The sequence below is a fragment of the Comamonas sp. Z3 genome, from assembly GCF_008121565.1.
Taxonomy (GTDB): Bacteria; Pseudomonadota; Gammaproteobacteria; order Burkholderiales; family Burkholderiaceae_C; genus Comamonas; species Comamonas brasiliensis.
This window is the reverse complement of record NZ_VOQU01000001.1, coordinates 898,086-921,274: the sequence shown is the minus strand read 5'-3', so window position 1 is coordinate 921,274 and position 23,189 is coordinate 898,086. Positions and strand designations below refer to the sequence as shown.

General features: G+C 65.3%; 18 protein-coding genes and 1 riboswitch. Of the genes, 11 read left to right on the top strand and 7 right to left on the bottom strand.

Features of this window, described 5'->3' with window-relative positions:
* Positions 1-53 precede the first annotated feature (53 nt).
* The 7 genes from cobN to cobJ all read left to right on the top strand — a co-directional run bounded on the left by cobN (position 54) and on the right by cobJ (position 9,913).
* Complete coding sequence (gene cobN / locus FSY59_RS04320; RefSeq protein ID WP_148728521.1) at positions 54-3,878, top strand: cobaltochelatase subunit CobN; 3,825 nt, start codon at positions 54-56, stop codon at positions 3,876-3,878.
* Positions 3,875-5,185, top strand: coding sequence for an ATP-binding protein (locus FSY59_RS04315; protein ID WP_148728520.1), 1,311 nt, complete (start codon positions 3,875-3,877; stop codon positions 5,183-5,185). Before cobN ends, FSY59_RS04315 begins: the two co-directional genes overlap by 4 nt.
* A 77-nt stretch (positions 5,186-5,262) precedes the next feature.
* Positions 5,263-5,850 carry a VWA domain-containing protein gene (locus FSY59_RS04310; RefSeq protein WP_148728519.1) on the top strand — a complete coding sequence of 196 codons (588 nt, stop codon included), beginning with the start codon at positions 5,263-5,265 and terminating at the stop codon, positions 5,848-5,850.
* A gap of 175 nt (positions 5,851-6,025) precedes the next feature.
* Positions 6,026-6,265, top strand: a riboswitch (cobalamin riboswitch).
* A 197-nt stretch (positions 6,266-6,462) separates the two neighbouring features.
* The gene (locus tag FSY59_RS04305; RefSeq protein ID WP_253279218.1) at positions 6,463-7,734 is read left to right on the top strand and encodes a nitrite reductase; all 1,272 of its coding nucleotides are present in this window, start codon (positions 6,463-6,465) and stop codon (positions 7,732-7,734) included.
* Entirely contained in the window at positions 7,718-8,347 is a 630-nt protein-coding gene (locus tag FSY59_RS04300; protein ID WP_003055897.1) for a precorrin-8X methylmutase, read from the top strand. Before FSY59_RS04305 ends, FSY59_RS04300 begins: the two co-directional genes overlap by 17 nt.
* Positions 8,348-8,358: 11 nt before the next feature.
* Positions 8,359-9,099: a precorrin-2 C(20)-methyltransferase gene (gene cobI / locus FSY59_RS04295; RefSeq protein WP_003055899.1), complete on the top strand. Its 741-nt coding sequence runs from the start codon at positions 8,359-8,361 to the stop codon at positions 9,097-9,099.
* Positions 9,100-9,124: 25 nt separating this feature from the next.
* A complete protein-coding gene (cobJ, locus tag FSY59_RS04290) occupies positions 9,125-9,913 on the top strand; it encodes a precorrin-3B C(17)-methyltransferase (RefSeq protein WP_148728517.1) in 789 nt (262 codons plus the stop codon).
* Positions 9,914-9,944: 31 nt separating this feature from the next.
* Here the strand turns inward: cobJ and FSY59_RS04285 are convergent, their stop codons facing one another.
* Positions 9,945-10,700: a cobalt-precorrin-6A reductase gene (locus FSY59_RS04285; RefSeq protein WP_019043628.1), complete on the bottom strand. Its 756-nt coding sequence runs from the start codon at positions 10,698-10,700 to the stop codon at positions 9,945-9,947.
* Between FSY59_RS04285 and cbiT the strand changes: the two genes are divergently transcribed.
* The 4 genes from cbiT to cobF are packed head-to-tail and all read left to right on the top strand — an operon-like array spanning position 10,693 to position 13,878.
* On the top strand, positions 10,693-11,889 hold the full coding sequence (gene cbiT / locus FSY59_RS04280; RefSeq protein WP_148728516.1) for a precorrin-6Y C5,15-methyltransferase (decarboxylating) subunit CbiT: 1,197 nt from the start codon (positions 10,693-10,695) through the stop codon (positions 11,887-11,889). The two genes, FSY59_RS04285 and cbiT, sit on opposite strands and share 8 nt — an antisense overlap.
* Complete coding sequence (locus tag FSY59_RS04275) at positions 11,886-12,329, top strand: cobalamin biosynthesis protein (RefSeq protein WP_043372269.1); 444 nt, start codon at positions 11,886-11,888, stop codon at positions 12,327-12,329. Before cbiT ends, FSY59_RS04275 begins: the two co-directional genes overlap by 4 nt.
* Positions 12,326-13,120: a precorrin-4 C(11)-methyltransferase gene (gene cobM / locus FSY59_RS04270; protein WP_003055907.1), complete on the top strand. Its 795-nt coding sequence runs from the start codon at positions 12,326-12,328 to the stop codon at positions 13,118-13,120. Before FSY59_RS04275 ends, cobM begins: the two co-directional genes overlap by 4 nt.
* A complete protein-coding gene (gene cobF, locus FSY59_RS04265) occupies positions 13,120-13,878 on the top strand; it encodes a precorrin-6A synthase (deacetylating) (protein ID WP_050871902.1) in 759 nt (252 codons plus the stop codon). Before cobM ends, cobF begins: the two co-directional genes overlap by 1 nt.
* 117 nt (positions 13,879-13,995) lie before the next feature.
* Here cobF and FSY59_RS04260 read toward each other — a convergent pair whose 3' ends face one another.
* From FSY59_RS04260 to FSY59_RS04235, 6 genes are all read right to left on the bottom strand, one after another.
* Positions 13,996-15,003 carry a LysR family transcriptional regulator gene (locus FSY59_RS04260; RefSeq protein WP_019044229.1) on the bottom strand — a complete coding sequence of 336 codons (1,008 nt, stop codon included), beginning with the start codon at positions 15,001-15,003 and terminating at the stop codon, positions 13,996-13,998.
* Between the two features lie 437 nt (positions 15,004-15,440).
* A complete protein-coding gene (locus FSY59_RS04255; RefSeq protein ID WP_050871895.1) occupies positions 15,441-16,241 on the bottom strand; it encodes an amino acid ABC transporter permease in 801 nt (266 codons plus the stop codon).
* Positions 16,238-16,900: an amino acid ABC transporter permease gene (locus tag FSY59_RS04250; RefSeq protein WP_043372265.1), complete on the bottom strand. Its 663-nt coding sequence runs from the start codon at positions 16,898-16,900 to the stop codon at positions 16,238-16,240. The genes FSY59_RS04255 and FSY59_RS04250 overlap by 4 nt, the downstream gene beginning before the upstream one ends.
* Before the next feature lie 3 nt (positions 16,901-16,903).
* Complete coding sequence (locus FSY59_RS04245) at positions 16,904-17,806, bottom strand: glutamate ABC transporter substrate-binding protein (protein WP_003055916.1); 903 nt, start codon at positions 17,804-17,806, stop codon at positions 16,904-16,906.
* Between the two features lie 370 nt (positions 17,807-18,176).
* Entirely contained in the window at positions 18,177-20,747 is a 2,571-nt protein-coding gene (locus tag FSY59_RS04240; protein WP_148728515.1) for a sulfite reductase flavoprotein subunit alpha, read from the bottom strand.
* 112 nt (positions 20,748-20,859) lie between these two features.
* Positions 20,860-22,992: a TonB-dependent siderophore receptor gene (locus tag FSY59_RS04235; protein ID WP_255439145.1), complete on the bottom strand. Its 2,133-nt coding sequence runs from the start codon at positions 22,990-22,992 to the stop codon at positions 20,860-20,862.
* Between the last annotated feature and the right edge of the window lie 197 nt (positions 22,993-23,189).

The following is a 23,189-nucleotide window of genomic DNA, read 5'->3' as shown; positions in this document are numbered from 1 at the left end:
AAGCCGGCTCTAGCCCTTTGCTGAAAAGCGCCATCAGCTACTGTTTTTGAATCATGCACCTGCTCAGCTCCCGCCCTGGCGGCTTTGTCGAAGACGACAGCATCATCACCCGTCTGGACCAGACGCCTGCCGACATGGTGGTGCTCAGTTCCGCCGACACCACGCTGTCGCTGCTGGCCGATGCCTACCGGATGTGGCAGCAAGCCGAAGCCGATGTCCCCACGCTGCGGCTCGCCAATCTGCTGCATCTGCGCCAGAGCGCCTCGCTCGATCTGTATATCGACGAGGTGCTGCAGCATGCAAGACTGGTCATCGTCGACCATCTGGGAGCCGAATCCACCTGGCCCTACGGCCTGGAGCAGCTGCAAAAGCTGGCGCGCCGCAAGGGCCAGAAGCTGGCCATGTTCTCTGGCGACAACCAGGAAGATCCCGAACTGCTGGCCAAGGGCACGCTGGAGCCCGAGCAAAGCCGTGCGCTGTGGCAATATCTGCGCGCCGGCGGCCTTGGCAATGCGCGCGAGTTCCTGCGTATGGCGGCAGCCTGGGGCCTGAACCAGGGCCGTGAGGGAGCGCCCGTGCGGGTGCTGCCCCCCGTGGCCGTGCATGTGCCACAAAGCTGGCTGGCCGACGATGCCGGGCACCTTCCGGGCCTGGACGATCTGCAGGCGCGCTGGACCCCGGGCGCCCCCGTGGCGATGCTGGTGTTCTACCGCTCGCATCTGCTGGCGGCCAATACAGAGGCCTTCGACCTCATGGCTGACGCCCTGCTCGCACGCGGCCTGAACCCGCTGCCGCTGGCCCTGGAGTCGCTCAAGGACGGGCTGTGCCTGCAGACGCTGCGCTCCCTGTGCCTCACCCACCAGGTGCAGATCATTCTCAACACCACGGCGTTTGCGGCCCTCGGAGAACATGCGCGCACCGGCGAGGCGGCCGATGCGCTTGCGGGCGACATTCCCGTGCTGCAGGTCATCGCCAGCGGCAGCAACCGCGAGGACTGGCTGGCTGACAGCCAAGGCCTGCGCCCGCGCGACATTGCCATGCAGGTAGTGCTGCCCGAGATGGACGGCCGCATCATGACGCGCGCCATGAGCTTCAAGGGCCTGGCCCATCGCTGCGAGCTGACGCAAGCCGATGTGATCAGCTACCAGGCCGAGCCCGACCGCATTGCCTGGATTGCCGACCTGGCCTGGCGCTGGTGTCGGCTGCGCAGCAAGCCCGCAGCGCAGAAGAAAGCCGCGCTGATACTGGCCAACTACCCGGGCAGCGAGGCACGGATGGGCAGTGGCGTGGGCCTCGATACGCCGGAATCCGTCATCGCCCTGCTGGATCAGCTGGCACGTGACGGCTGGCAGCTGGGGGATGCTGCTGCGCGGCCTGACTCCGGTCTGGCTCTGATGGGCCTGCTGCAGCAGGGCATTGCCAATGACCCGAAAAAATGGCCTCTGCGTTCCGCAAGCCAGGGCTATTCGCTGCAGGCCTATCAACAGCGCCTGGCAAAGCTGCCCGGCGATATGGCCCAGGCCATAGCCGAGCGCTGGGGTGCGCCCGAGCAGGACCCCATGCTGCGCGATGGCTGGTTCATGATTGCGGGCCTGCAGCTGGGCCATGTCTTTGTCGGCATACAGCCCGCACGTTCTCTCGATGGACGCAATGACTACGCGAGCTACCACGACGCCGAGCTGGTGCCGCCCCATCACTATCTGGCGTTCTACTTCTGGCTGCGCGATGTGTTCGGCGTGGACGCCATGGTCCATGTAGGCAAGCATGGCAATCTGGAATGGCTGCCGGGCAAGAGCCTGGCGCTGTCCCAGCAATGCTGGCCCGATGCCATTCTCGGCCCGCTGCCGCATGTCTACCCCTTCATCGTCAACGACCCGGGCGAAGGGGCGCAGGCCAAGCGCCGCAGCCAGGCTGTCATCATCGACCATCTGATGCCGCCGCTCACGCGCGCCGAAAACCACGGTCCCATGCAGGAGCTGGAACGCCTGGTGGACGAATACTACGAAGCCCTGCTGGTCGATCTGCGTCGCTCCGGCATGCTGCGCAAGCAGATTCTGGACTGCGCCAGGCAGCAGGATCTGCTGCGCGAACTTGGCCTCGAAGCGGCAGGTGCGCAGCCCGATGCCGACGAGCAACTGCTGGAACGCATCGACGCCTATCTGTGCGAACTCAAGGAAACCCAGATCCGCGACGGTCTGCATATCTTCGGCCGCTCGCCCCAGGGCCAGCTGCGCGAATCCACCCTGCTGTCTCTGGCGCGCTATCCGGGCAGTGGTGGCAACGAGCAGGGCCTGCTCAACGCACTGGCCGCCGACCTGCTGCCGGCCATGGACTGGAACCCGCTGGACATGGATGCCGCCGCGCCCTGGAACGGCCCGCGTCCGGCCGCGCTGCAGCAGCAGGATGCCGGTGCCTGGCGCCATGGCGGCGACACGCGCGAACGGCTCGAGCTGCTGGCCCTGCAGGTCATTGCCCGGCCCGAGCAGGCCCGCGACTGGCCGCACACACGACAAGTGCTGACGCGCATAGAGCAGCAGATTGCACCGTCACTGGACGCCTGCGGCCCTCAGGAGCTATTGCAGTTCTCGCGCGCACTGCAAGGACGCTTTGTGCCGCCGGGCCCGAGCGGCTCACCCTCGCGCGGGCGCTGCGACACCTTGCCCACGGGTCGCAACTTCTACACCGTGGACACCCGCGCCATCCCCACCCAGACTGCCTGGGCGCTGGGGCAGCAGTCCGCTCAGCGCCTGCTGGAGCGTTATTTACAGGAGCATGGCGAATATCCGCAAGCCATCGGTCTTTCCGTCTGGGGAACAGCCACCATGCGTACCGGCGGTGACGATATCGCCCAGGCCTTTGCCCTGATCGGGGTGCGTCCCAAATGGGCGGCCGGCAGCCAGCGCGTGACCGACTTTGAAGTCATTCCTGCCGTTGGGCTGCGTCGCCCGCGCGTTGACGTGACGCTGCGCATCAGCGGCTTCTTCCGCGATGCCTTTCCCAACGTGGTGCAGATGTTCGATGCCGCGGTACGTGCCGTGGCCGAGCTGGATGAGGACGCCGAGGACAACCCTATCCGCGCCCGCATGCTGCGTGACACGCAAACCGCCATTGACCAGGGCCTGAGCACCGACGCGGCCCGCGAACAGGCGCTGTGGCGCGTTTTCGGAGCGCCCACAGGCAGCTACGGCGCCAGCATGCACGAGATGCTGCGTAGCGGCCAGTGGACCGATGCGGGCGACTTTGCACGCCACTACCTGCACTGGGGTGCCTATGCCTACGGCCAGCAGGCCGATGGCGTGCCAGCCCGCGCCGCGCTGGAGCGGCGTCTGCAGGCGTTGGACGTGGTGCTGCAGAACCAGGACAGCCGCGAGCATGACCTGCTGGACTCCAGCGAGTACTACCAGCATCAGGGCGGCATGGTGGCGGCCGTGCGGCACCTGGGCGGCAGCGACCCTGCCGTCTATCATGGCGACCATGGCAATCCTCAGTCTGCCAGGATTCGCTCCCTGGCTGAGGAAATCGGCCGCGTGGTACGCGCCCGCGTCACCAATCCCAAGTGGATTGCGGGCGCCATGCGCCACGGCTACAAGGGCGGCTTCGAGATGGCGGCCACGGTGGACTATCTGTTCGGCTTCGATGCTACCACCGCGCTGGTCTCGGACCAGCATTACGCCATGGTCACCCAGGCCTATGTGGAAGATGAGAGCGTGCGCCAGTTTCTGCGCCAGCACAATCCACAGGCGCTGGGCGATATCGTCTCGCGCCTGCTGGAAGCCATAGACCGCGGCATGTGGGAGCAGCCCGGCGAGCATCGCCAGAGCCTGCTGGCCCAGATGCTGGAGCACGAAGAATTCATGGAAGGACAGGTTTCCCAATGAAAGAGTTCAATTCCTGTGAAACCGGCCTGCACCAAGCCAGGGGCGCCAGGCAAGAGCCTAAGCCGGCCGCAGCGCCTCGCAGCGAAGGCCTCCTCCCCCCGCAGGGAGGAAGTGGCGAAGCCGCTCAGAGGGTCTTTCCCTTGTCTGCCATACAGGGACAGCCCGCACTCGTGCAGGCTCTGCTGCTGGCCGCGATCGAGCCACAGCTGGGCGGCGTGCTCATCCGGGGCCCGCGCGGCACGGCAAAGTCCACGGCAGCACGTGCGCTGGCGGATCTGCTGGCACCTGCACCTTTCGTCACCCTGCCGCTAGGCGCCTCCATCGAGCATGTGACCGGCAGTCTGGACCTGTCCAAGGCTCTGGCGGGCCATGAAGTGGCTTTTGCTCCGGGCCTGATCGCCAAGGCGCACGAAGGGGTTCTCTATGTCGATGAGATCAATCTGCTGCCCGATGCCATCGTCGATGTGCTGCTTGATGTGGCAGCCTCCGGCATCAATCGCATAGAGCGCGACGGGATCTCGCACAGCCATGCTGCACGCTTTGTGCTGGTCGGCACCATGAACCCCGAGGAAGGCATGCTGCGCCCGCAGTTGCTGGACCGCCTGGGCCTTTGTGTGCAATTGGACAATCCCCAGGACCCGCAGCTGCGCAGCAGCATCGTCAAGGCAAGGCTGCGCTTTGACCTGGACCCCCAGGGCTTTGTGCAATCCCATGCGGCCCGCCAGCAGGAGATCCGCCAGCGGCTGGCGCAGGCCCGCAGCCGTTGCCGCAATGCCTCGGAGCTGGCCTGGAGCGATGCCGTCCACGAGGCCGTGGCCCTGCAATGCATAGCCGCCCAGGTGGACGGACTGCGTGCCGATCTGGTCATGCTGCGCGCTGCGCGCGCCCTGGCAGCCTGGCAAGGCAGTCACAGCATCACGCCAGCCCATGTGGCCGAAGTCGCGCCACTGGTACTGCAGCATCGTGCTGCCCAGCCAGACCCGGGCAGCGCCAGTCAGCCCCAGCAGACTCCCGCAGGCACAGCTTCGGCCGTGCCCGCTGCGCCATCCAGCACGGATCGCAAAGACCGCACAGAGCCTGGTATCCAGGCGTCAGCATCCCCTTCAACGGCCTCCCGCGAGCCCGGCGCCACCGGCTCCTTGCCTCAAGACGCCGGCCCGGGCCTCGAACAGCCGCCTGCCGGCTGGGGTCAGGCTCAAGCCGTGAGCAGCGTCGTCTTCGAGCCTCAACAGGCCGACGCCATGGCACAGGCAGCCCTGGAGGCCCTGGCCGCAAAAAAAGCCCGGGCCTCCGGTCTGCTGCGCTGAGCGCCGGCCGGGGGCAAGTCGGCTCCGCCAACCAAGGTCTGGCCCTGGCCAGCCATGCCGTATCCAGCGTCCACAAGATGCCAGGGGCATCGATTGACTGGACTGCCACCCTGCGCCAGCGCCAGGGGCTGCCACTGGCACCCGCCCATCTGCGCTGGCACCAGCCCGAGGGAACGGTGCGCAGGCAACACCTGTTCCTGCTGGACTGCTCGGCCTCGATGGTGGAGAGCGGCGCGTTTGCCCAGGCCAAGGGCCTGCTGCTGCAGTGGCTGCGCCGGGCCTATCTGCAGCGCGAAGCCGTGGCCCTGCTGTGCTTCGGCGCAGGCCGCCTGCACTGGCTGCTGGAGCCCACGCGGGCGCCACGCTGGAATGCCGAACTGATCGAGCCGCTACGCGGCGGTGGCGGCACACCGCTGGCCCAGGCCCTGGAGTCAGGCTGGCAGATGGCGGCCAGATACTCCCGGCAACCATCCTGCCTGTGGCTGCTCAGCGACTTCCGCAGCCCCGATGTGCTGCAGCTGGAGCGCGGCCCCGTACCTGCCGTGGCACAGATTCTGGTGGACTGTGAAAACGCTGCGGGCCAGAGCACACGTCGGTTTGGCGGTGCCGAGCGACTGGCAAAGGTCTGGCCGAACACCCTTCGGCTACCGCTGGAATTCACCTGAAAAAGACCTCTATCGCTTAGCAGAAAAGCGCCAGTAGCTATCTACTTTGATAATCATCTGACAAGACATCACGCCGCTCCGCCTGCTCGTCTTATCGATACCTGGTAGCCGCACAGGCGGCAGGAAAGCTGCCACCAGGCCGATGAATTGGGCCGTGTGCACCAGGTTTATCGCGTAAGATCGCGCCACCACAGGTGCCTCATGGCGTGCTCTGCGCGCGGAGGTGAAACGAGAAGCAGGTGAATGGAATCTCCATCAATCCTGCACTGCACCCGCAACGGTAATCAGAGATATGGCGATGCACGCTCTGGCCCACGGCCATGGCCGCCACTGCGAAAGCGGGAAGGCGCATCGACATGCCACCCTCAGGTGGGCTCTGTAAGTCCGGAGACCGGCCTGATGTGTACAAGGCGCAGCGGGATTGCATGTGGCTTGTGATATGCCGACGCCTGCGTGCGGCTCATCACCTCTTCATTTCCCTCTGCACATTTCCTTTGTCTGGCCCGGGTATCGGCCAAACCGACCGTGGATGACCTATGTTGCATGGAATTTGCCAGTCAGATTTGTCCCAGTGGGCCGGCCGTGCCCTGGCCGCCTCGCCTGGAGCAGCGCTTGTCCAGCCCTGAGCCCATCCAGATTCGCGGCTGGTGCCCCAGCACCTGGAAGCCCATGCAGGCACAGGACGGCTGGATCGTTCGCGTGCGCCCTCGCTGCGCGTCTCTCAGCGCCGCTCAATGGCTGGTATTGGCCGAGCTCGCACGAACCCACGCCTCAGGCCAGATCGAGCTGACGCGCCTCGGCAATCTGCAATTGCGCGGCGTGCGCGAATCGGCGCTGCCTGCCCTGCGCGCGGCGCTCGTTGTCTCCAGACTGGCTCCTGCTGATGAACAGGCAGATCTGGCGCCTGCCGTGCACTGCACGCCGTTCTACGCCAGAGGAGATCGCACCCACGCACTGGCTCTGGCCCTTTCCGTGGCAGTGGCGCGGGATCTAAGTCCCCTGACCCTGCAACAGCAGGACATGTCTGCCCTGCCCGGCAAATTCGACATGCTGGTCGACGACCCGCAGTGCCATCTCCAAAGCCTGAGCTCCGACCTTCAGCTATGGCCCTGCGCCGATGGGCGCTATGGGCTTGCGCTGGGCCAATCGGCAGACTGGTACGGTTTTGAGAGCGCACCGGCAGCCGTCCAGGCCGCCGTACGGATTGCACTGTGGTTTGCCCGTGAGCGCAGCGCGCAGGCGGCAGGCCGATTGCGCGCCCTTGCAAAGCCCATTGACCTTCAGGCCTGCGGGCTCGCCAGGGCCAGTCATCACCTTGAGCCCCGCACTCAGGACAAGACCACTGCCAAGCCGTTGCGGCCCGGAGCACTCAACCCTCACGGCCTGCTGCTGGGCGCCCCGCTGGGGCGCCTGGACGCATGGGCCATACAGAAGCTTGCGGCTCCGATGCCCGAACAGGCGGAGATCCGGGTCACGCCCTGGAGATCCTTGCTGCTGCCGAACAAGCATCTGGATTCACTGCCTGCCCGGCTTGATTCCTGGGACTGGATCCGCCAGTCCACCGATGTGCGCCTGCGGGTCTCGGCCTGCACCGGCGCCCCCAACTGCCCTCAGGCCCATATCCCGGCCCAGTCCATGGCCCTGCGGTTCGCCAGCTCACAGGCGGCGGACCGGCATCTTCATATCAGCGGCTGCGCCAAGCTCTGTGCCCTGCCTGCCGATGCGACAAATGTGGTGTTTGCCAGCCAGGACGCAGCGGGCCAGATATGGCTGCACGCCAGCCCCGCCGAAGCACAGCCATCGGCCCGGGCCTCCATTCCCTATCGGCCTCTGGACTCCGATCCACACGATATACAGCAACAACTCAATGACCTACAACTATGAAAAGTGCGGTGAAGAGATTTACCGGCAATCGTTCAGCATCATCCGCCGCGAGGCCGATCTCAAGCGCTTCAACCCCGTGGAAGAGCGGGTCGCCTGCCGCATGATTCACGCAGCCGGCATGGTGGAGCTGGCCGCGCACATCCATTTCTCCCCGACCTTTGCCGCAGCCGCGGAAGCCGCGCTGCAGCGCGGAGCACCCGTACTCTGCGATGCACGCATGGTCAGCGAGGGCATCACGCGCAAGCGCCTGTCGGCCCAAAACCCCATCATCTGCACCCTGCAGGACCCGCGTGTGCCAGCGCTGGCCGCCGATATGGGCAACACCCGCAGCGCCGCAGCACTGGAGCTGTGGCGCGAGCATCTGGACGGCGCCGTAGTCGCCATCGGCAATGCGCCGACGGCCCTGTTTCATCTGCTCCATATGCTGCAGGACCCGCACTGCCCGCGCCCGGCCGCCATCGTCGGCTGCCCGGTCGGCTTTGTGGGAGCGGCGGAGTCCAAGGACGCGCTGCGCGAGTGGGGACAGATTCCGTTTGCCATCGTGCAAGGGCGCCTCGGCGGCTCCGCCATCACGGTTGCCGCCATCAACGCGCTGGCAACCACGGTGGAGTAGGAAGAGTCACCATGAATCACGGAAAAATCTTCTGCGTGGGACTGGGCCCCGGCGATCCCGACATGATGAGCGTGAAGGCCGACCGCCTGCTGAGAAACGCCCGTCATGTGGCCTACTTCCGCAAGCGCGGTCACCCGGGCAAGGCACGGCAACTGGTCAACGGCCTGCTGCATGCCGAGGTCACGGAGTACCCGATGGAGTACCCGCTGACCACGGAAATTCCGCACGACGACCCGCGCTATATCGCCCAGTTGTCCAGTTTCTATCAGGACTGGCAGGTCCGGCTGACGCAGCTCACGCGCAGCGAGGATGTGATCGTGCTCTGCGAAGGCGATCCGTTCTTCTACGGCTCCTTCATGCACCTCTATGTGCGTCTGCGCCAAGCTGAACAGGTGACCGTGGAAGTGCTGCCCGGCATCCCCGGCATGGTGGGCTGCTGGCATGCCACCGGCATTCCCATGACCTGGGGTGACGATGTGATGAGCGTGCTGCCCGCGACCTTGCCCGATACGCCGCTGCGCGAGCATATGGCGCGCTCGGACGCGCTGGTCATCATGAAAGTGGGACGGCATCTGGGACGCATCCGTGGGCTGCTGGACGAACAAGGCAAGCTGGACCGTGCCTGGCTGGTCATCAACGGCACCATGAGCGATCAGCAGGTCATGCCGCTGCGCGATGCGCCCGATCGCTGCCCTTACTTCGCCATCATCGTCGTGCACGGCCAGGGCCGCCGCCCGGCCAATGACATGTGATCGCGCCGCCATGAGCAAGACCTCAATGACTCCACAACTCTTGGTGCTGGGCCTGGGCCCGGGCGATGATGCCTTGCTGACGCAGCAGGTACGCGACAGCATTGCCAGCGCCAGCGATGCATTCGGCTACTTTCCTTACGTAGCGCGGCTGCAGGGCCTGGAGCACCTGCAACTGCATGCCAGCGACAACCGTGAGGAGCTGGAGCGTGCGCGCAACGCCTTGAATCTTGCAGCCCAGGGCCGCAAGGTGCTGATGCTCTCGTCGGGCGACCCGGGCGTGTTCGCCATGGCCAGTGCCGTGTTCGAGACGCTGGAGCAGGCCTGCCCCGAGGAGCATGCCCGCTGGCAAGGCGTGGACGTGCAGGTGCAGCCGGGCATCACCGCCATGCTGGCAGCAGCAGCCCGCCTGGGCGCCCCCTTGGGACATGACTTCTGCACCATCAATCTGTCCGACAACCTCAAACCCGCCAGCATCATCGAGCGCCGCGTCCGTCTGGCCGCCCAGGCCGATTTCGCCATGGCCTTCTACAACCCCTGCTCGCGCTCGCGCCCCGAAGGCTTCTCGCGCGCCCTGCAGGTGCTGCAGCAGGAGTGCGAGCCCGAGCGCCTGATCTGCTTTGCCCGCAACGTAAGTCGCCCCGATGAGACGCTGCGGGTCGTGAAGCTGCTGGATGCACGGGCCGATATGGCCGATATGCGCACGGTGGTGATCGTAGGCAACAGCCAGACCAGGCAGGTGGGCAAGCATGTCTACACCCCGCGCAGCTATGAAGCCTTCAGCAGCGCCCCTTCTATTGTGAGCGACCATGCCTGAGTACGCTCAAGGTCCTGCCGCGCAAAAGTGCTCAGCAGCACTGCTGCTGCAGCCACTCCATGGCCTGCTGCGGGTTCTGGCACTGGGCGCGCGGCGCCAGCACCGGTCTGTCGACCATGATGACGGCAATACCCAGTTGCCGCGCGGCCTCGATCTTGGCATAGGTATCTGCGCCACCGGCATTCTTGCTGACGATGCAGTCGATGCGGTACTGCCCGAGCAGCGCCAGCTCATCGGCGAGCCGAAATGGGCCGCGCGCCACGATCAGCTCATAGCTGGATGCCGGCAACGGCAAGGCACCGCCCTCCTGGTCGATGACGCGCAGCACAAACTGGTGCTCGCCGGCCAGGCCCGCAAACGCCGCCAGCTGCTTGCGCCCTATGGCCAGAAACACCCGCTTCAAAGACCGACTCAAGGCCTGTGCGGCAGCCGCCATATCCGGCACATGCTGCCATTGATCGCCGGGCAGCGCCTGCCAGGCTGGCCGCTCCATGGACAGCAGGGGCAGATCCAGTTGGGCGCAGGCCGCGATGGCATTGGCACTCATCTGTGCCGCGAACGGGTGGGTGGCGTCGATGACATGGGTGATGTGATGCGCACTCAGGTAATCGACCAACCCCTGCACGCCGCCAAAGCCACCCACACGCACCGGCAGGGCCGGAGTACGGCGCGTCTGGGTGGCCCCGGCATAGGAATAGATGGCTTGCACCCCGGCCTCATGCAGCAGCGTGGACAACATATAGGCATCGAAAGTGCCGCCTAACAGGAGAACTTGGGTCATGGCCAATCCGTGGCTTTCAATTATCGGAATTCATCCATCAGGGCTGGAGGGCCTGAACCCTGCAGCGCGACGAGCCCTGGATGATGCCAGTGTTGTGTTCGGCAGTCCGCGTCATCTGGCGCTGGCACAAGCAGGGACGCGCGGCAGGGCCTGGCCCGTCCCCTTCAGCGTCGATCCAGTGCTGCAGCTGCGCGGACAGCCAGGCGTGGCCGTGCTGGTGTCCGGCGATCCGTTTCACTTCGGTGCCGGTGCATCGCTGGCCAGGCACCTGGAGCTGGGCGAGTGGCGCAATTATCCTCAAGCCTCGACATTTGCCTGGGTTGCGGGCGAGCTGGGCTGGTCCCAGGAGCGCACCCACTGTCTGGGCCTGCATGCCCGCAGCCTGAGCAGCCTGACGCCTCTGCTGGCGCCTCAAGAGCGCTTTATCTGCCTGCTGCGTGACGGCCCGGCCGCTCACACCCTGGCACAGTGGCTGCTGCAGCAGGGCTGGGGTGACAGCCCGCTGTGGCTGGTGGAGCAGGCAGGCAGCGATCAGCAGGACATCCGCAGTGGCACGGCGCGCGAGCTGGCATCGCTGTTGGCAACCCAGCCGGCCAAGGCCCCCGTGACTGCGGCTTTCGAAGCGCGCGGCGGAAAAGGTCTGCCCCAGGTGCCAGGCCTGCCCGTCAGTGAGTTTGCACATGACGGGCAGATCACCAAAAGCCCGGTGCGCGCCATGACGCTGGCCGCGCTGGCACCGCGAAAAGGCGAGTGGCTCTGGGATCTGGGGGCAGGTTCGGGCTCGGTCGCCGTCGAGTGGTGCCTGGCTGGCGGCCAGGCCATCTGCGTGGAGCAGCATGGCGCGCGTGCAGCCAATATTGCGCAGAATGCTGAGCGCTATGCGACAGGGCTCGAAGTGGTTCATGGCCACGCCCTGGCAGCCCTGCCCCGTCTGCAGCCAGAGCCGCAGGCCGTCTTTGTCGGCGGCGGCTTCAGCGCCGAGCTGTTCGATGCCCTATGCATGCGCCTCTCCGGGCCTTGGCGGCTGGTGGTGAATGCCGTGGCGCTGCACACCCAGGCGCTGCTGCTGGAATTGCACCGCACGCATGGCGGCCAGCTGTATCAGCTGCAATGGAGCGAAGCACAGGGCCTGGGCAGCATGCATTCCTGGACCCCGTCTCGCCCTCTGGTGCAGTGGGTCTGGAGCAGCCAATGAGATATTTGTTCGCGGGCTGGGGCTTCCAGGCCTCGGCTCTGCCCCAGTCATTCGAAAGCTGCTGGAGCCAAGCCGCCCAGGCCCTGGCGAGCGCAGACACGGTCGGCTGCCGCTGGACCTTCGCCCTGCTCTCCAGCAGAAGCCAGACGCCGGCGGCTGGCGCCCTGCAGGACTGGGCCCGCCAGAGGCTTGCGCAGATAGACTGGAAGAGCTTTGCCGACAGCGCGATTGCGCATATCGCCACACCGTCGCATTCCCCAAGATTGCAGCAGCGCTTTGCCACCGGCAGCGTCGCAGAAGCGCTGGCCCTGCATGCCGGCGCCGCTCTGGCACATAGCCGGCTGCTGGTGCTACGCACCGTTTCGGCAGACCGACGTGCGACGCTGGCGATTGCTGGCCTGCCGCTGCCCACACCACCTATTCCTGGAGTTTTGCCTTGACCGTTCATTTCATCGGAGCCGGCCCCGGTGCGGCCGACCTCATCACCGTTCGCGGGCGTGATCTGCTGGCCGCCGCGCCTGTGTGCCTGTATGCAGGCTCGCTGGTACCCAGCGAGCTGCTGGCACACTGCCCTGCCGGAGCCCGTCTCGTCAACACCGCCCCCATGTCACTGGAAGACATCGTGGCCGAAATCCAGACCGCACACGAACAAGGGCTGGATGTCGCCCGTCTGCATTCCGGTGACCTGAGCATCTGGTCTGCCATGGGTGAGCAGCTGCGCGCCCTGCGCGAACTGGACATCCCCTACACCGTCACGCCCGGTGTCCCCGCTTTCAGTGCCGCAGCCGCGGCGCTGGAAGCCGAGCTGACTCTGCCCGGCTCCTGCCAGTCGGTGGTGCTGACACGCACCTCGGGGCGGGCCTCGAGCATGCCCGAGGGCGAGACCCTGGCCGCCTTCGCGGCGACCGGTGCCGTGCTGGCGATTCATCTGTCGGTCCATGTGGCCGAGCAGGTGCAGCAGGAGCTCACCAGCCATTACGGCGCAGACTGCCCGGCGGCCATTGTCTGGCGTGCCTCATGGCCCGACGAGCAGCTGCTGCGCACCCGTGTCGGAGATATTGCCAGCGCAGCCCGGTCCAATCCGCTGCAGCGCAGCGCGCTGATCCTGGTCGGTGCCACGCTGAGCCAGCAGGACTTCGGCAACAGCCGGCTCTATGCCGATGACTACGATCGCCGCTACCGTCCGCGCGGCGACGAACCGCGCTTCCCTCGCGGAACCGAGGACGCCTGATGCTGGAGCTGTTTCTGATCGGCATCGGTACCGGCAACCCCGATCACCTCACCCGGGAAGCCGAAAAAGCGATTCGCAGCGCCGACCTGGTGCTGCTGCCGCACAAGGAAGACAGCAAGGCCGAGCTGGCCCAGGTCCGCCTGTCCCTGCTGCAGGAGCTGGATGTGCAGCACAACTGCATCGCCCACTTCGACATGCCGCAACGCCGCCAGCAGGGCAACGACTACGACCAGCAGGTAGACGAATGGCACGATGCCATTGCCCGGCGCTGGCAAGCCAGTCTTCAGCACCATCTGCCTGCTCGCTCGGGACGCGTGGCCCTGCTCGTCTGGGGCGACCCTGCCCTCTACGACAGCACGCTGCGCATTGCCTCGCGCCTGGGCCTGGCCCGCGAACAGGTGCGCGTCGTGCCTGGCATCACCTCCATGCAGGTGCTGTGCAGTGCCCACGGCATTGCCCTCAATGAAATCGGCGAGCCCTTTCTGATCACCACCGGTCGCCAGCTGCGCGAGAACGGCTGGCCATCTGGAGTGAACACCCTGGTCGTGATGCTGGATGGTCAACGCAGCTATGAGCAGCTGCAAGACACCGATGTCGACATCTACTGGGGCGCCTATCTCGGCATGCCGCAGCAATTGCTTATGCACGGCAGGCTTTGCGACATCGCGCCAGACATCACCAGCAGGCGCGCCCAGGCCCGTGAGCAAAACGGCTGGATCATGGACATCTATCTGCTGCGCAGGGCCTCCGCCCCCTGACCCTGGGTTGCCAAGGCGCATCCGTCGCCTGGCAGTCACACCCGATCAGCGCGCGGAGCGCTTCATATCTGCAAGGTCTCGATGCCCTGGGCGTTCAGCCTGCTTGCCGGTAACCTTCTATGCGGATGCCGGTGCTGCCGCATGAGGCAGCTTGAGCCGATGCCAGAGCTTGAGCATCTCCTGCAACAGCACTGGCGCATGGTCTGTGCGATACACCGCACCCAGCGGCGGCAAGCCACCCTCGATACGCACATCCAGCGCACGCACACGCCCCTGCGAACGCAGTCCCGGAAGAATGCTGCGAGGCACCAGCGATACGGCCCCAGGCTGGGTGAGCAGGCCCTCCAGCACGGGCAGGGACACGGTGGAGGCCGGAAACCAGGAGGCATCCTCCAGCACGGGCAGCACCTCGGTCTCCACGATATGGCGCACCGCGATGCCAAAGCTTGGCAGCACCCAGCGCGCGCCCCTCAAGGCAGGCAGCGGCACATCGCGGCGCCCGACCAGCGGATGATCTGCATCCGCAATCACCACGGCCGCATCCAGCAGCAGCGGCTCGAAGGAAAACTCCACCGGCAAAAGCTGGGGCTGGCGGCAGAACACCACATCGAGGCCCGAAGCCATGAGCTGCGACAGCAACGGGGCGCTGCCGTCCTCATGCACATCCACATAGACCTGCGGGTGGGCCTCGTAAAAGCGCGGCAGCAGCTGGGACAGCACCGAAAGCGCAGCTGCCGGAATGGCTCCAAGACGCAAAGCCGCCGAAGCCCCGCGCCGGATGGAGGCCAGCGATTCCGACACCTCCTGCAATCCCACCAGCATGCCGCGTGCTGCATCGATCAAGGCCTGGCCTGCCACTGTGGGCCGTATGCCGCGTGCATGGCGCTCGAAGAGCTTGATGTCCAGAACCCGCTCAAGCTCGGCCAGGGCCTGGGTGGCCGCCGACTGACTCATGTTCAGCTCCACTGCCGCCTGCATGACCGAGCCACATTGCTGCAAAGCCAGCAAAAGCTGCAACTGACGCAACCGTACCTGCTTGACCATACGGGAGAAGAGCAAGCGGCCCTCGGGGCTTGCAGCCCCTGCACCGGCTTGCCTCTGAGAGAAAGAAGAGTCAGCAGCCATGATTCCAACAGGTGTCAGATCGTTTCAACAAAGTTCGTCGCAAGTCTTTAAACTGGTTGCTTGCACGGGCTCCGAACTCGACCGCTCTCCGAGAGCGAGCCGCTTGCTTGCATCAAGCGTCGGAATGTCCGTGACAGGATAGCTTGCACGCATCTCTCGATATATTTAGTCACGCTTGGGTGATCGCAGGAAACGCAGAGCCACCGCATTGTCACGGCAATTGACCCGCGCTGCTGCCGGCTGCGGCTGCCGAACGGCCGGAAAGGTGTATTAGCCATCCACTACGCCTCTTGATCTTCGTTCCACGCAGGAGTACAGCAAGCAGGTCAGCGGTAAAAGACTCTCGCTATGCCGGACAGCCCTGCAGCAGATGCTGCCGGTCGCCCTCTCGAAGCTGCGTCCTTTCGCGTTGCCAGAGCAAGGCCGCCTGGGAGTGCTCAGTGCATGGGTCGGCCCAGCCGCTGGCTGGCCTTTGAAATCCCATAGTTCACGAGGCAGTAAAGCACCGCAACGATCAGGTACACCGGAACCAGCGAGTGATAGTTCGCTATCAGCACCTTGGCGTTCTGCATGAGTTCGCCATAGGTGACTACATAGCCGAAGGTGGTGTCCTTGACCACGATGACCAGCTGCGCTACCAATGCCGGGATGATGTAGCGCAGGGCCTGGGGAAAGACGATGAAGAAAAAGACCTGGGCTTCGGTCAGCCCCAGGCTGCGCGCGGCATCGGTCTGGCCGCGCGGCACGGCGAGCACGCCTGCGCGGTATACCTCGGCGACCACGGCTGCGGTACTCAGACCTATGGGCAAGGTCAGCATCCAATAGGTGCTCAGCTTGATGCCGACCGACGGCAGTACCAGGAAACAGACGTAGATGAGCAGCAGCGTCGGCGTGCCGCGCAGGAACTCTATGACGGCAATGCTGGGCCAGCGCAGCAGCCTGAGCCGCGACAGCCGCCCCAGCAACAGCACCAGCCCCAGGGCCAGGGAAATCACGGCAGCCATCGCCGACGATGCCAGCGTGCCAAGCAGCCCCTTGGCAAGAAAGCTCCAGGTCGTAGCCCAGGCAAAGAATTCCCAGTACGGTGCTTCAAGCTGGCCTGCCGAATGGAACTGCCACACGATCGCCACCGCAAGCAGAAGCAGCAGGGCTGCGGCGGCCACGCTCACCGCTTTGGTGACGGCCCGGGCCCGCAGGCCTGGCGCGGCAAACAGTATTTCTTCCAGGGAGCGGCTCATCGCAGTATCCGCACTTTCTTTTCCAGAACCGCGCCGGCCCAGGCGATGAGCAGACCTGTCACCACATACATGGTGGCCGCCACGGCGAACGCGGCAATGCCGAGCGCCGAGTCATTGGCAATCTTGGAGACCAGGGCTGTGAGCTCGCGGCCGGGAAACGGCAGCTGCGACGCCAGGGAGGTCGAGAGCATCAGGGCAATCAGCAGCGAGGTCATGGGCTGCACCACCGAGCGCAGCGCCTGCGGCAGGACCACGGCAGACACAATCTGCAGCGGCCGCATGCCCAGGCTGAGCGCGGCCTCGATCTGGCTGCCCGGAATCGTGTTGATGCCTGCGCGCAGGTAGTCCGCCGTGAATGCGGAGCAGACCAGCGTCAGCGTGAGGATCACGCTAGGCTCGTAGTCGATCACGATATTGAGATCGGGCAGCGCGAAGACGATGAAGATCAGCAGCGCCACGCTGGGAATATTGCGAAAGATCTCGACATAGACGCTCAGAGCCCAGCGCAGCGGCGGCAGGGGCAAGAGCCTGAGTACCGCGACGAGCACACCCAGCAGGACGCCTGGCACAAAGGACACCAGCGTGAGCTTCCATGTCAGCAACAAGGCCTGCCAGAAGGCAGGCCCGTGGTCAGCCAAAAGCCTTGAAACCTCACCCATTGTTCAAGGCAGAGCGGGCGGAGTCGGAACTGTCGTGCTGCCGGTGCGCTGCCCAATGGAAATAGTCCAAAGCTTGGCCCAGGTACCGTCGGCTTCCAGCTTCTTGAGAAAGGCATTGATGAAGGCCACGCCGTCCGAGCCCTTGGGCAGTCCCACGCCATAGGGGTCCTGGGCACCGAATGGAGCCCCAGCCAGCCGCGCATTGCTGGTGCCAAGGCTCAGGGCGTTGAGCAGCAGCGTGTAGTCGGTCACATAGGCATCGACGCGGCCCTGACGAAGGGCATCGAGGGCTTCCTGATGCGTCTGGAACTCCTGCACGACGGCCTTGGGGGCGTACTGAGCCAGTATCGCAGGCCCCGTGGAGCCGGCTTGCGTGGCCACTTTCTTGCCGCCAAGGTCGTTGTAGGACTGCAGTGTCTTGTTGTTCGACTTGACCAGCACACCGGACTGCGATGTGTAGTAGGGGCCGGCGAACGAGATCTTCTCGGCGCGGGCAGGAGTGATGGAATAGGTGGCGAAGACCATGTCCACCTGATTGTTGATGAGCACCTGCTCGCGCGTGGACGAGGTCACCTGGGTGAACTGGTACTTGGCAGCATCGCCCAGGATGTAGCGGGTGATGAGCTGGGCCAGGCCCAGGTCGAAGCCACGGATCTTGCCGTCCTTCTCGTTGAGCAAAGAGAAAAGATTCGAGGTTTGCGTGCTGCCCAGACGCAGCGTGCCGGCCTGCTTGATCTTGCTGGCCCAGGTACTGGACGCAATCGTCGCCGCATCGGCAACAGGGCCCTGCGCCACCAGCGCGTCATAGGCCGCTGCATTGATGGGCGTGCCCTGTGCGAAAAGCGAGCCGCTGGCCGCGATCGTCAGCGCCACCACGGTGGATTTGAAAATGGATTGGATCGACATGCGGTGTTCTTGGATGGTCGGTGATGCGAATCAATACAGAGCAGCGACGGAATGCACATGCCGCCGGTCCGGGCCGGACACCATTGTGCACACAATACAGGCCTCGCGCCCTGCGACAAGGGCCGATTATGACAACTCGCATGGATTGCAGGACCCATCCAGAGACGCCGCCCCAGGCCGGCTGGCCGTGGAGCGGCTCGTACGGTGGCGCGGCTTTGGCGCGGGGCGCCACGGGCCAGATCCTGCCCCATAGGGCCAGGAGCAGGCCGGCATTGGAGTGCTCTTGCAGGACATCCGGCCCGCCTGCTGCATGCCTTGCAGCCCTGCCCTCGCCTCACTCCTGCTTGCGGCCCGCTGCGGATCCAGGCGCTCAGTACACGTCCCGGCGGTAGCGCCCCTGCGCGATCAGCTCGTCCAAGGGGTCGCGGCCCAGCAGTTCCTGCAGCACCGTGTCCACGCCTGCGGCCATGCCTTGCAGGCTGCCGCAGATGAAGATCACCGCGCCCTCGTCGATCCAGCCGCGCAACAGGTCCGCTGCATCGCGCAAGCCATCTTGCACATAGCGGCGCTGGGCCTGGTCGCGTGAGTAGACAAAGTCTGCGCGCGCCAGCTGCCCTGCCTGCAACCAGGCGCAGGCCTCGGCCTGGGCATAGCCATCATGGGCTTGCTGACGTTCGCCAAACAGCAGCCAGTTGCGATGCTGGCCCGCACGCATGCGCGCCAGCAGGTGGCCGCGCAGGCCTGCATAGCCCGAGCCGTTGCCGATGAAGATGGCGGGCACATCCGATGGTGCGGCAGCATCATCGACGGGCGCGAATGCGCGGTTGTCCACCAGTCTCAGCATCAGCGCTGCGCCCGGTGCCGCATAGGCCGTAAGCCAGCCCGAGGCCAGCCCCAGACCCGCATCATGGCGGGCCTGGCGTACCAGCAGCCGCACATGGCCATCAGCCGGCAAGGACGCCACGGAATAGCTGCGCGCGGCCAGTGGCTGCAGCGCATCGGCCACGGCCTGCGCCGACGCATCCGCGCTCAGGTCGCCGGGCTGGGGCAGCACGCTTGCAGACAGTGCGGCCTGCAGTGGCTGGCTCCGGCCCTGCCACCGAACCACGGCATTGCCGTCCAGCGCCTGCTGCTGCAGCCAGGCGGCAATGGTCTGGGGCGCATGCCGCGGGCTGATTTCCACGAGCGCTCCGGGGCGCCAGTCCAGGGCCAGTCCTGCCGGCGGCGTCAGCGTGAGGCTGTGCAGCGGTGTGCCCAGACTGCCCGGATTGATCAGGCGGCGCTCTGCCAGCGTCCATGGCGCAAACGCAGGAGCGGCGGGTGCATCGGGCAATTGCCGGGCGGTGCGGAAGTGGCCGCTGAGCATCTGCTGCCAGGCGCTCCAGGCCATGCCGTCTTCGCCGTCCATTTCGATTCGGGGGAAAATCGGCTGCGCAGCCAGGCGTTGCAACTGATGATCGAGTGCACGGCCAAAACCGCAAAACCGCGTGTACTGGCGATCGCCCAGCGCCAGCAGGCCATAGTGCAGCGTGGTCAGGGGATTGGCTGCGGCGGCATCCAGCGCGCGGGCAAAGCGACGCGTGCTGTCAGGGGCTTCGCCGTCGCCAAAGCTGCTGGCAATGAAAAGAGCCCGGCCATGGTGGCGCAACTGCTCCGTGTCCAGTTGTGCCATGGGCTTGAGCGTCGTGGCCAGCCCCGCATCGCGCAGCGCGGCCGCGGTGCGCAGGGCCAGGCGTTCGGCATGGCCGGTTTGGCTGGCATAGGCCACAAGAATGCTGTCCTGCCCCTGGCCAGCAGGGCAACTGCCGGCCCAGGCCCGGCGTTCACCGTTCAGGGCACGGGTCTTGCGTCGGCGGTCCAGATAGAGCAGCCAGCCGGTGATGGCGAACAGCGGCATCATCAGCGCCGCCAAGGTGACGATGATGCGCCCTGGCAGTCCGAAATACGTGCCCATATGCAGCGGGTAGATGGCACCCACGGCGCGCCGGCCGACGGGCAGATCGGCATAGCGCTCGTCCTGCTGAACGCGGCCTTCGGGAGTCAGGCGCAACTGGTTGCGCGCACGCTCATGGGCCGCCGTCTCGTCGAACCAGGCAATCTGCACGGGCGCACCCGTGCGCTCGGGCAGGCGCAACTGGGCAAACTGCCAGCCCGGTGCCAGATGCTGAAAGCTCTGCCATGCGCTCGTAAGGTCCGGCGTCGGCTCAGCCGGCTCTCTGCCGGGCTTGGCGGAGGTGGCAGCAGCAGCGCGTGGCGGCACCCCTGCCCAGGTATCGACCGTGCGGCGCAGGCCGTCGAAAGCCCAGTACATGCCCGTGGGAGCCAGCACCAGATAGACGAGCAGCGCCAGAGTGCCCGCCACGGCATGCAGATTCCACAGAAAGCTGCGCCCCTTGAGGCGCATGTCCAGCCACAGCCAGCTGCGCCAGTCCATGGGCTTGCGCGGCCAGCGCAGATACAGGCCGGACAGCGACAGCAGCACCAGCAGGCCCGCCAGGGTACCAGTGATGGGCTTGCCGTCATCGCGCGACAGCAGCAGCCAGCGATGCAGGCGCTGCGCCCATTCGAAGAACTGTGCGCCCTTCTGAGGCGGCAGCTGGGCTGCTGTATAGGGATTGGCAAAGACCGTCTCGCCGCGGCGCTGCCCCTTGAGCGGCTTGAAACTGATCTGGGCCGATCGACCTGCCTCGGAATGCACGGTGATGCGCTGTACCACACGCTCCTCGCCCTGCGCACGCAGCGTCTGCAGCAACTGCGCAGGCGTCATGGGCGCCTGGTCGCTGCGCGCCTGCACGCGCGCAGTGCCGGGGTTCAGCCAGTCCAGTATTTCCTCATGAAAGGAAAACACCGCACCCGACAGACCGAGAACGATCAGCACCGTGCCGGCCGTGATGCCGACAAACCAGTGCAGCTGAAACCAGAGTTGCTTGAAGGACGGCATAGAAAATCAATGATGCTTGGTATCGGTTGCCGCTCGCCGGCCCTGCAGCCGACACGCGGATACAGCGCCCTGCGGCATGGTTGAGCAGCGCAACAGCGGGCGCTGCATGCCGTCAGAAGTCCATGACCGCGCGCAGCACGGCCTGACGGCGCTCGCCCAGCGAGACATAGATATTGCTGCCCGAGGAAACGACATAGTTCTTGTCGAACAGGTTCTTGATGTTCAGCTGCAGGCGCACGGGGCGGTTGTCCCAGCGGGTTTCGTAGGAGACAAAGGCATCGGCGACGTTGTAGGCATCGTTGTCGAAAGTGTTGGCTGCATCTCCGGCACGCTTGCCCACGTGGCGCACACCGGCACCAGCACGCCACTGACCGTAGCTGCTGCGCTCAAAGGTATAGGCCGCAAACACCGAGGCACTCTGGCGTGCCACATTGGCAAGGCGCTTGCCCTGCAGCTGCGGATCATCGGACACCCACGCGTCGGTATAGGCATAGCTGCCTATGAGCTGCCACTGGCGGCCGATCTGGCCGGCCACATCCACTTCCAGGCCACGCGAGCGGCCGCCACCAGCGGCGCGGGTAGCCAGATCGCCGTTGACGGGAATCCTCACCGCCACATTGCGCTTGCGGATGTCGTAGAGCGCTGCCGTGGCGCTGAGGCCACGCGCCAGTTCCAGCTTGGCTCCCAGCTCCCAGGACTTGGCCTCTTCCGGCGGCAATGCGCCTATCACCGTGCCCACGCTGCTTTGCGGCTTGAACGACTCGCTGTAGCTGCCATAGAAGGACCAGTTGGAATCAGGCTGCCACACCAGGCCCACGCGTGGCACGAACTGCCAGCCGTCGGAAGCACTGCCCACGACAAAAGGCCTGCCTTTGCCGGCTTCCTGGTCATAGTGCAGCCAGCGGCCTCCGGCCTGAACCATCCACTGCTCGGACAAGCGGATATTGTCCTGGAAGAAGAAGGCCTGCTGCCTGATCTTGTCGCGCTGGCCGCTGTCTGCAGCACTGATGGTGGTGGAATACGGCAGCAGGCCATAGACCGGGTTGTAGACATTGAAGCCGGTGCTGTTGCTGCCGCGAATCAGGTCGCGACGGTAGATATCGCTGTCCTCGATGTCCAGACCGCTCAGTATTTCGTGGTGGACGCCGCCCCACTGCAGATTGCCCTGCAAGTTCAGCTGGGCCACATGCTGCTGGCTGAGCGCGCCGCGCGTTCCATCCGGTCGGCGGGTGAGCACGCCGGTGACCGGGTTCAGCGATACCGGGCGGGCCTGGTAGTCGTCATAGCGATTGCGGTTGTAGCTATAGGTGGCGTTGAGCTTCCACTGCGAGTTCAGCGTGTGCTGACCCTGAACGGTGAAGAAATCCGAATCCCCTATGGTGCGGTTATAGGCTTCGTCGAGGCGGCGGCGCGGGTCAATGGCCACCGGCTTGCCGGTACGGCTGTCGATGACAGTGCCGCGGTCAAAAGGCTGCTCGTATTCGGTGTGCTCATAGGACATGCGCACATAGGTGTCGCGGCCATACCAGGCAAGCGAAGGCGCGATCACGGTCTGCTTGTTGACGCCGAAGTTGCGCCAGTAATCCACATGGCTGGTGTCGGCGATCAGGCGGTAGGCCAGTCCCTTGCTGCCGATGGGGCCGGTGAGGTCCACCGAGGCACCGCCGCCGCCATAGCTGGACGCGCTCAGCGCAGCCTGGCCGGCAAATTCGAGTTGCGGCTTCTTGGTGACCATATTCACCACCCCGCCCGGATCCATGCTGCCGTAGAGAATGGAGGACGGTCCTTTGAGCACTTCCACGCGATCGGTGGTGTAGGTCAGATTGCGCGCCAGCACGGTGCGCACGCCGTCACGCAATATGGAGCCGTCGCGATTGAAGCCGAAGCCGCGCTTGATCAGCGCATCCTGTGTGCCGCCCAGGGTGTTGGCCTGGGTGATGCCGCTGACATAGTAAAGCGCCTCGTCGATATTGCGCACCTGCTGATCCAGCAGCACCTGGGCCGGCACCACGGCCACAGCTTGGGGCAGGTCGCGCAGCGAGGCATCGGAGCGGGTGGCCGTGGTCGCACGCTTGGGCTGGTAGCCGATTTCCTGGGCTTTCTCCTGCACGATGACCTCAGGCAATGGGTGCTGCTCGGCCGTGGGCTGGGTCGGGGTTTCGGTTGTGGTCTGTGCCAGAGCGGGCACGGCAGCACAGGCAGCCAGGCCATAAAGGCCCAGTGTGGTGCGAAGAGAGAGGGTCACGATGGCGTGGCGAGAGGAGATGCCGCAGGCTGCCGGCACAAGCCAGCTCGATGAGGACTGGCCACTGGTTTTGAAAGATGCTTGAGGGCGTTATTCTAATTCATTCTCATTTACATTAGCGCACGAAAGCCGGCTTAGAACTGAGCCCGTGCAAGGGATCTGCAAGTCCTTGCACCTGCTGCAACGGCCGACTGGCA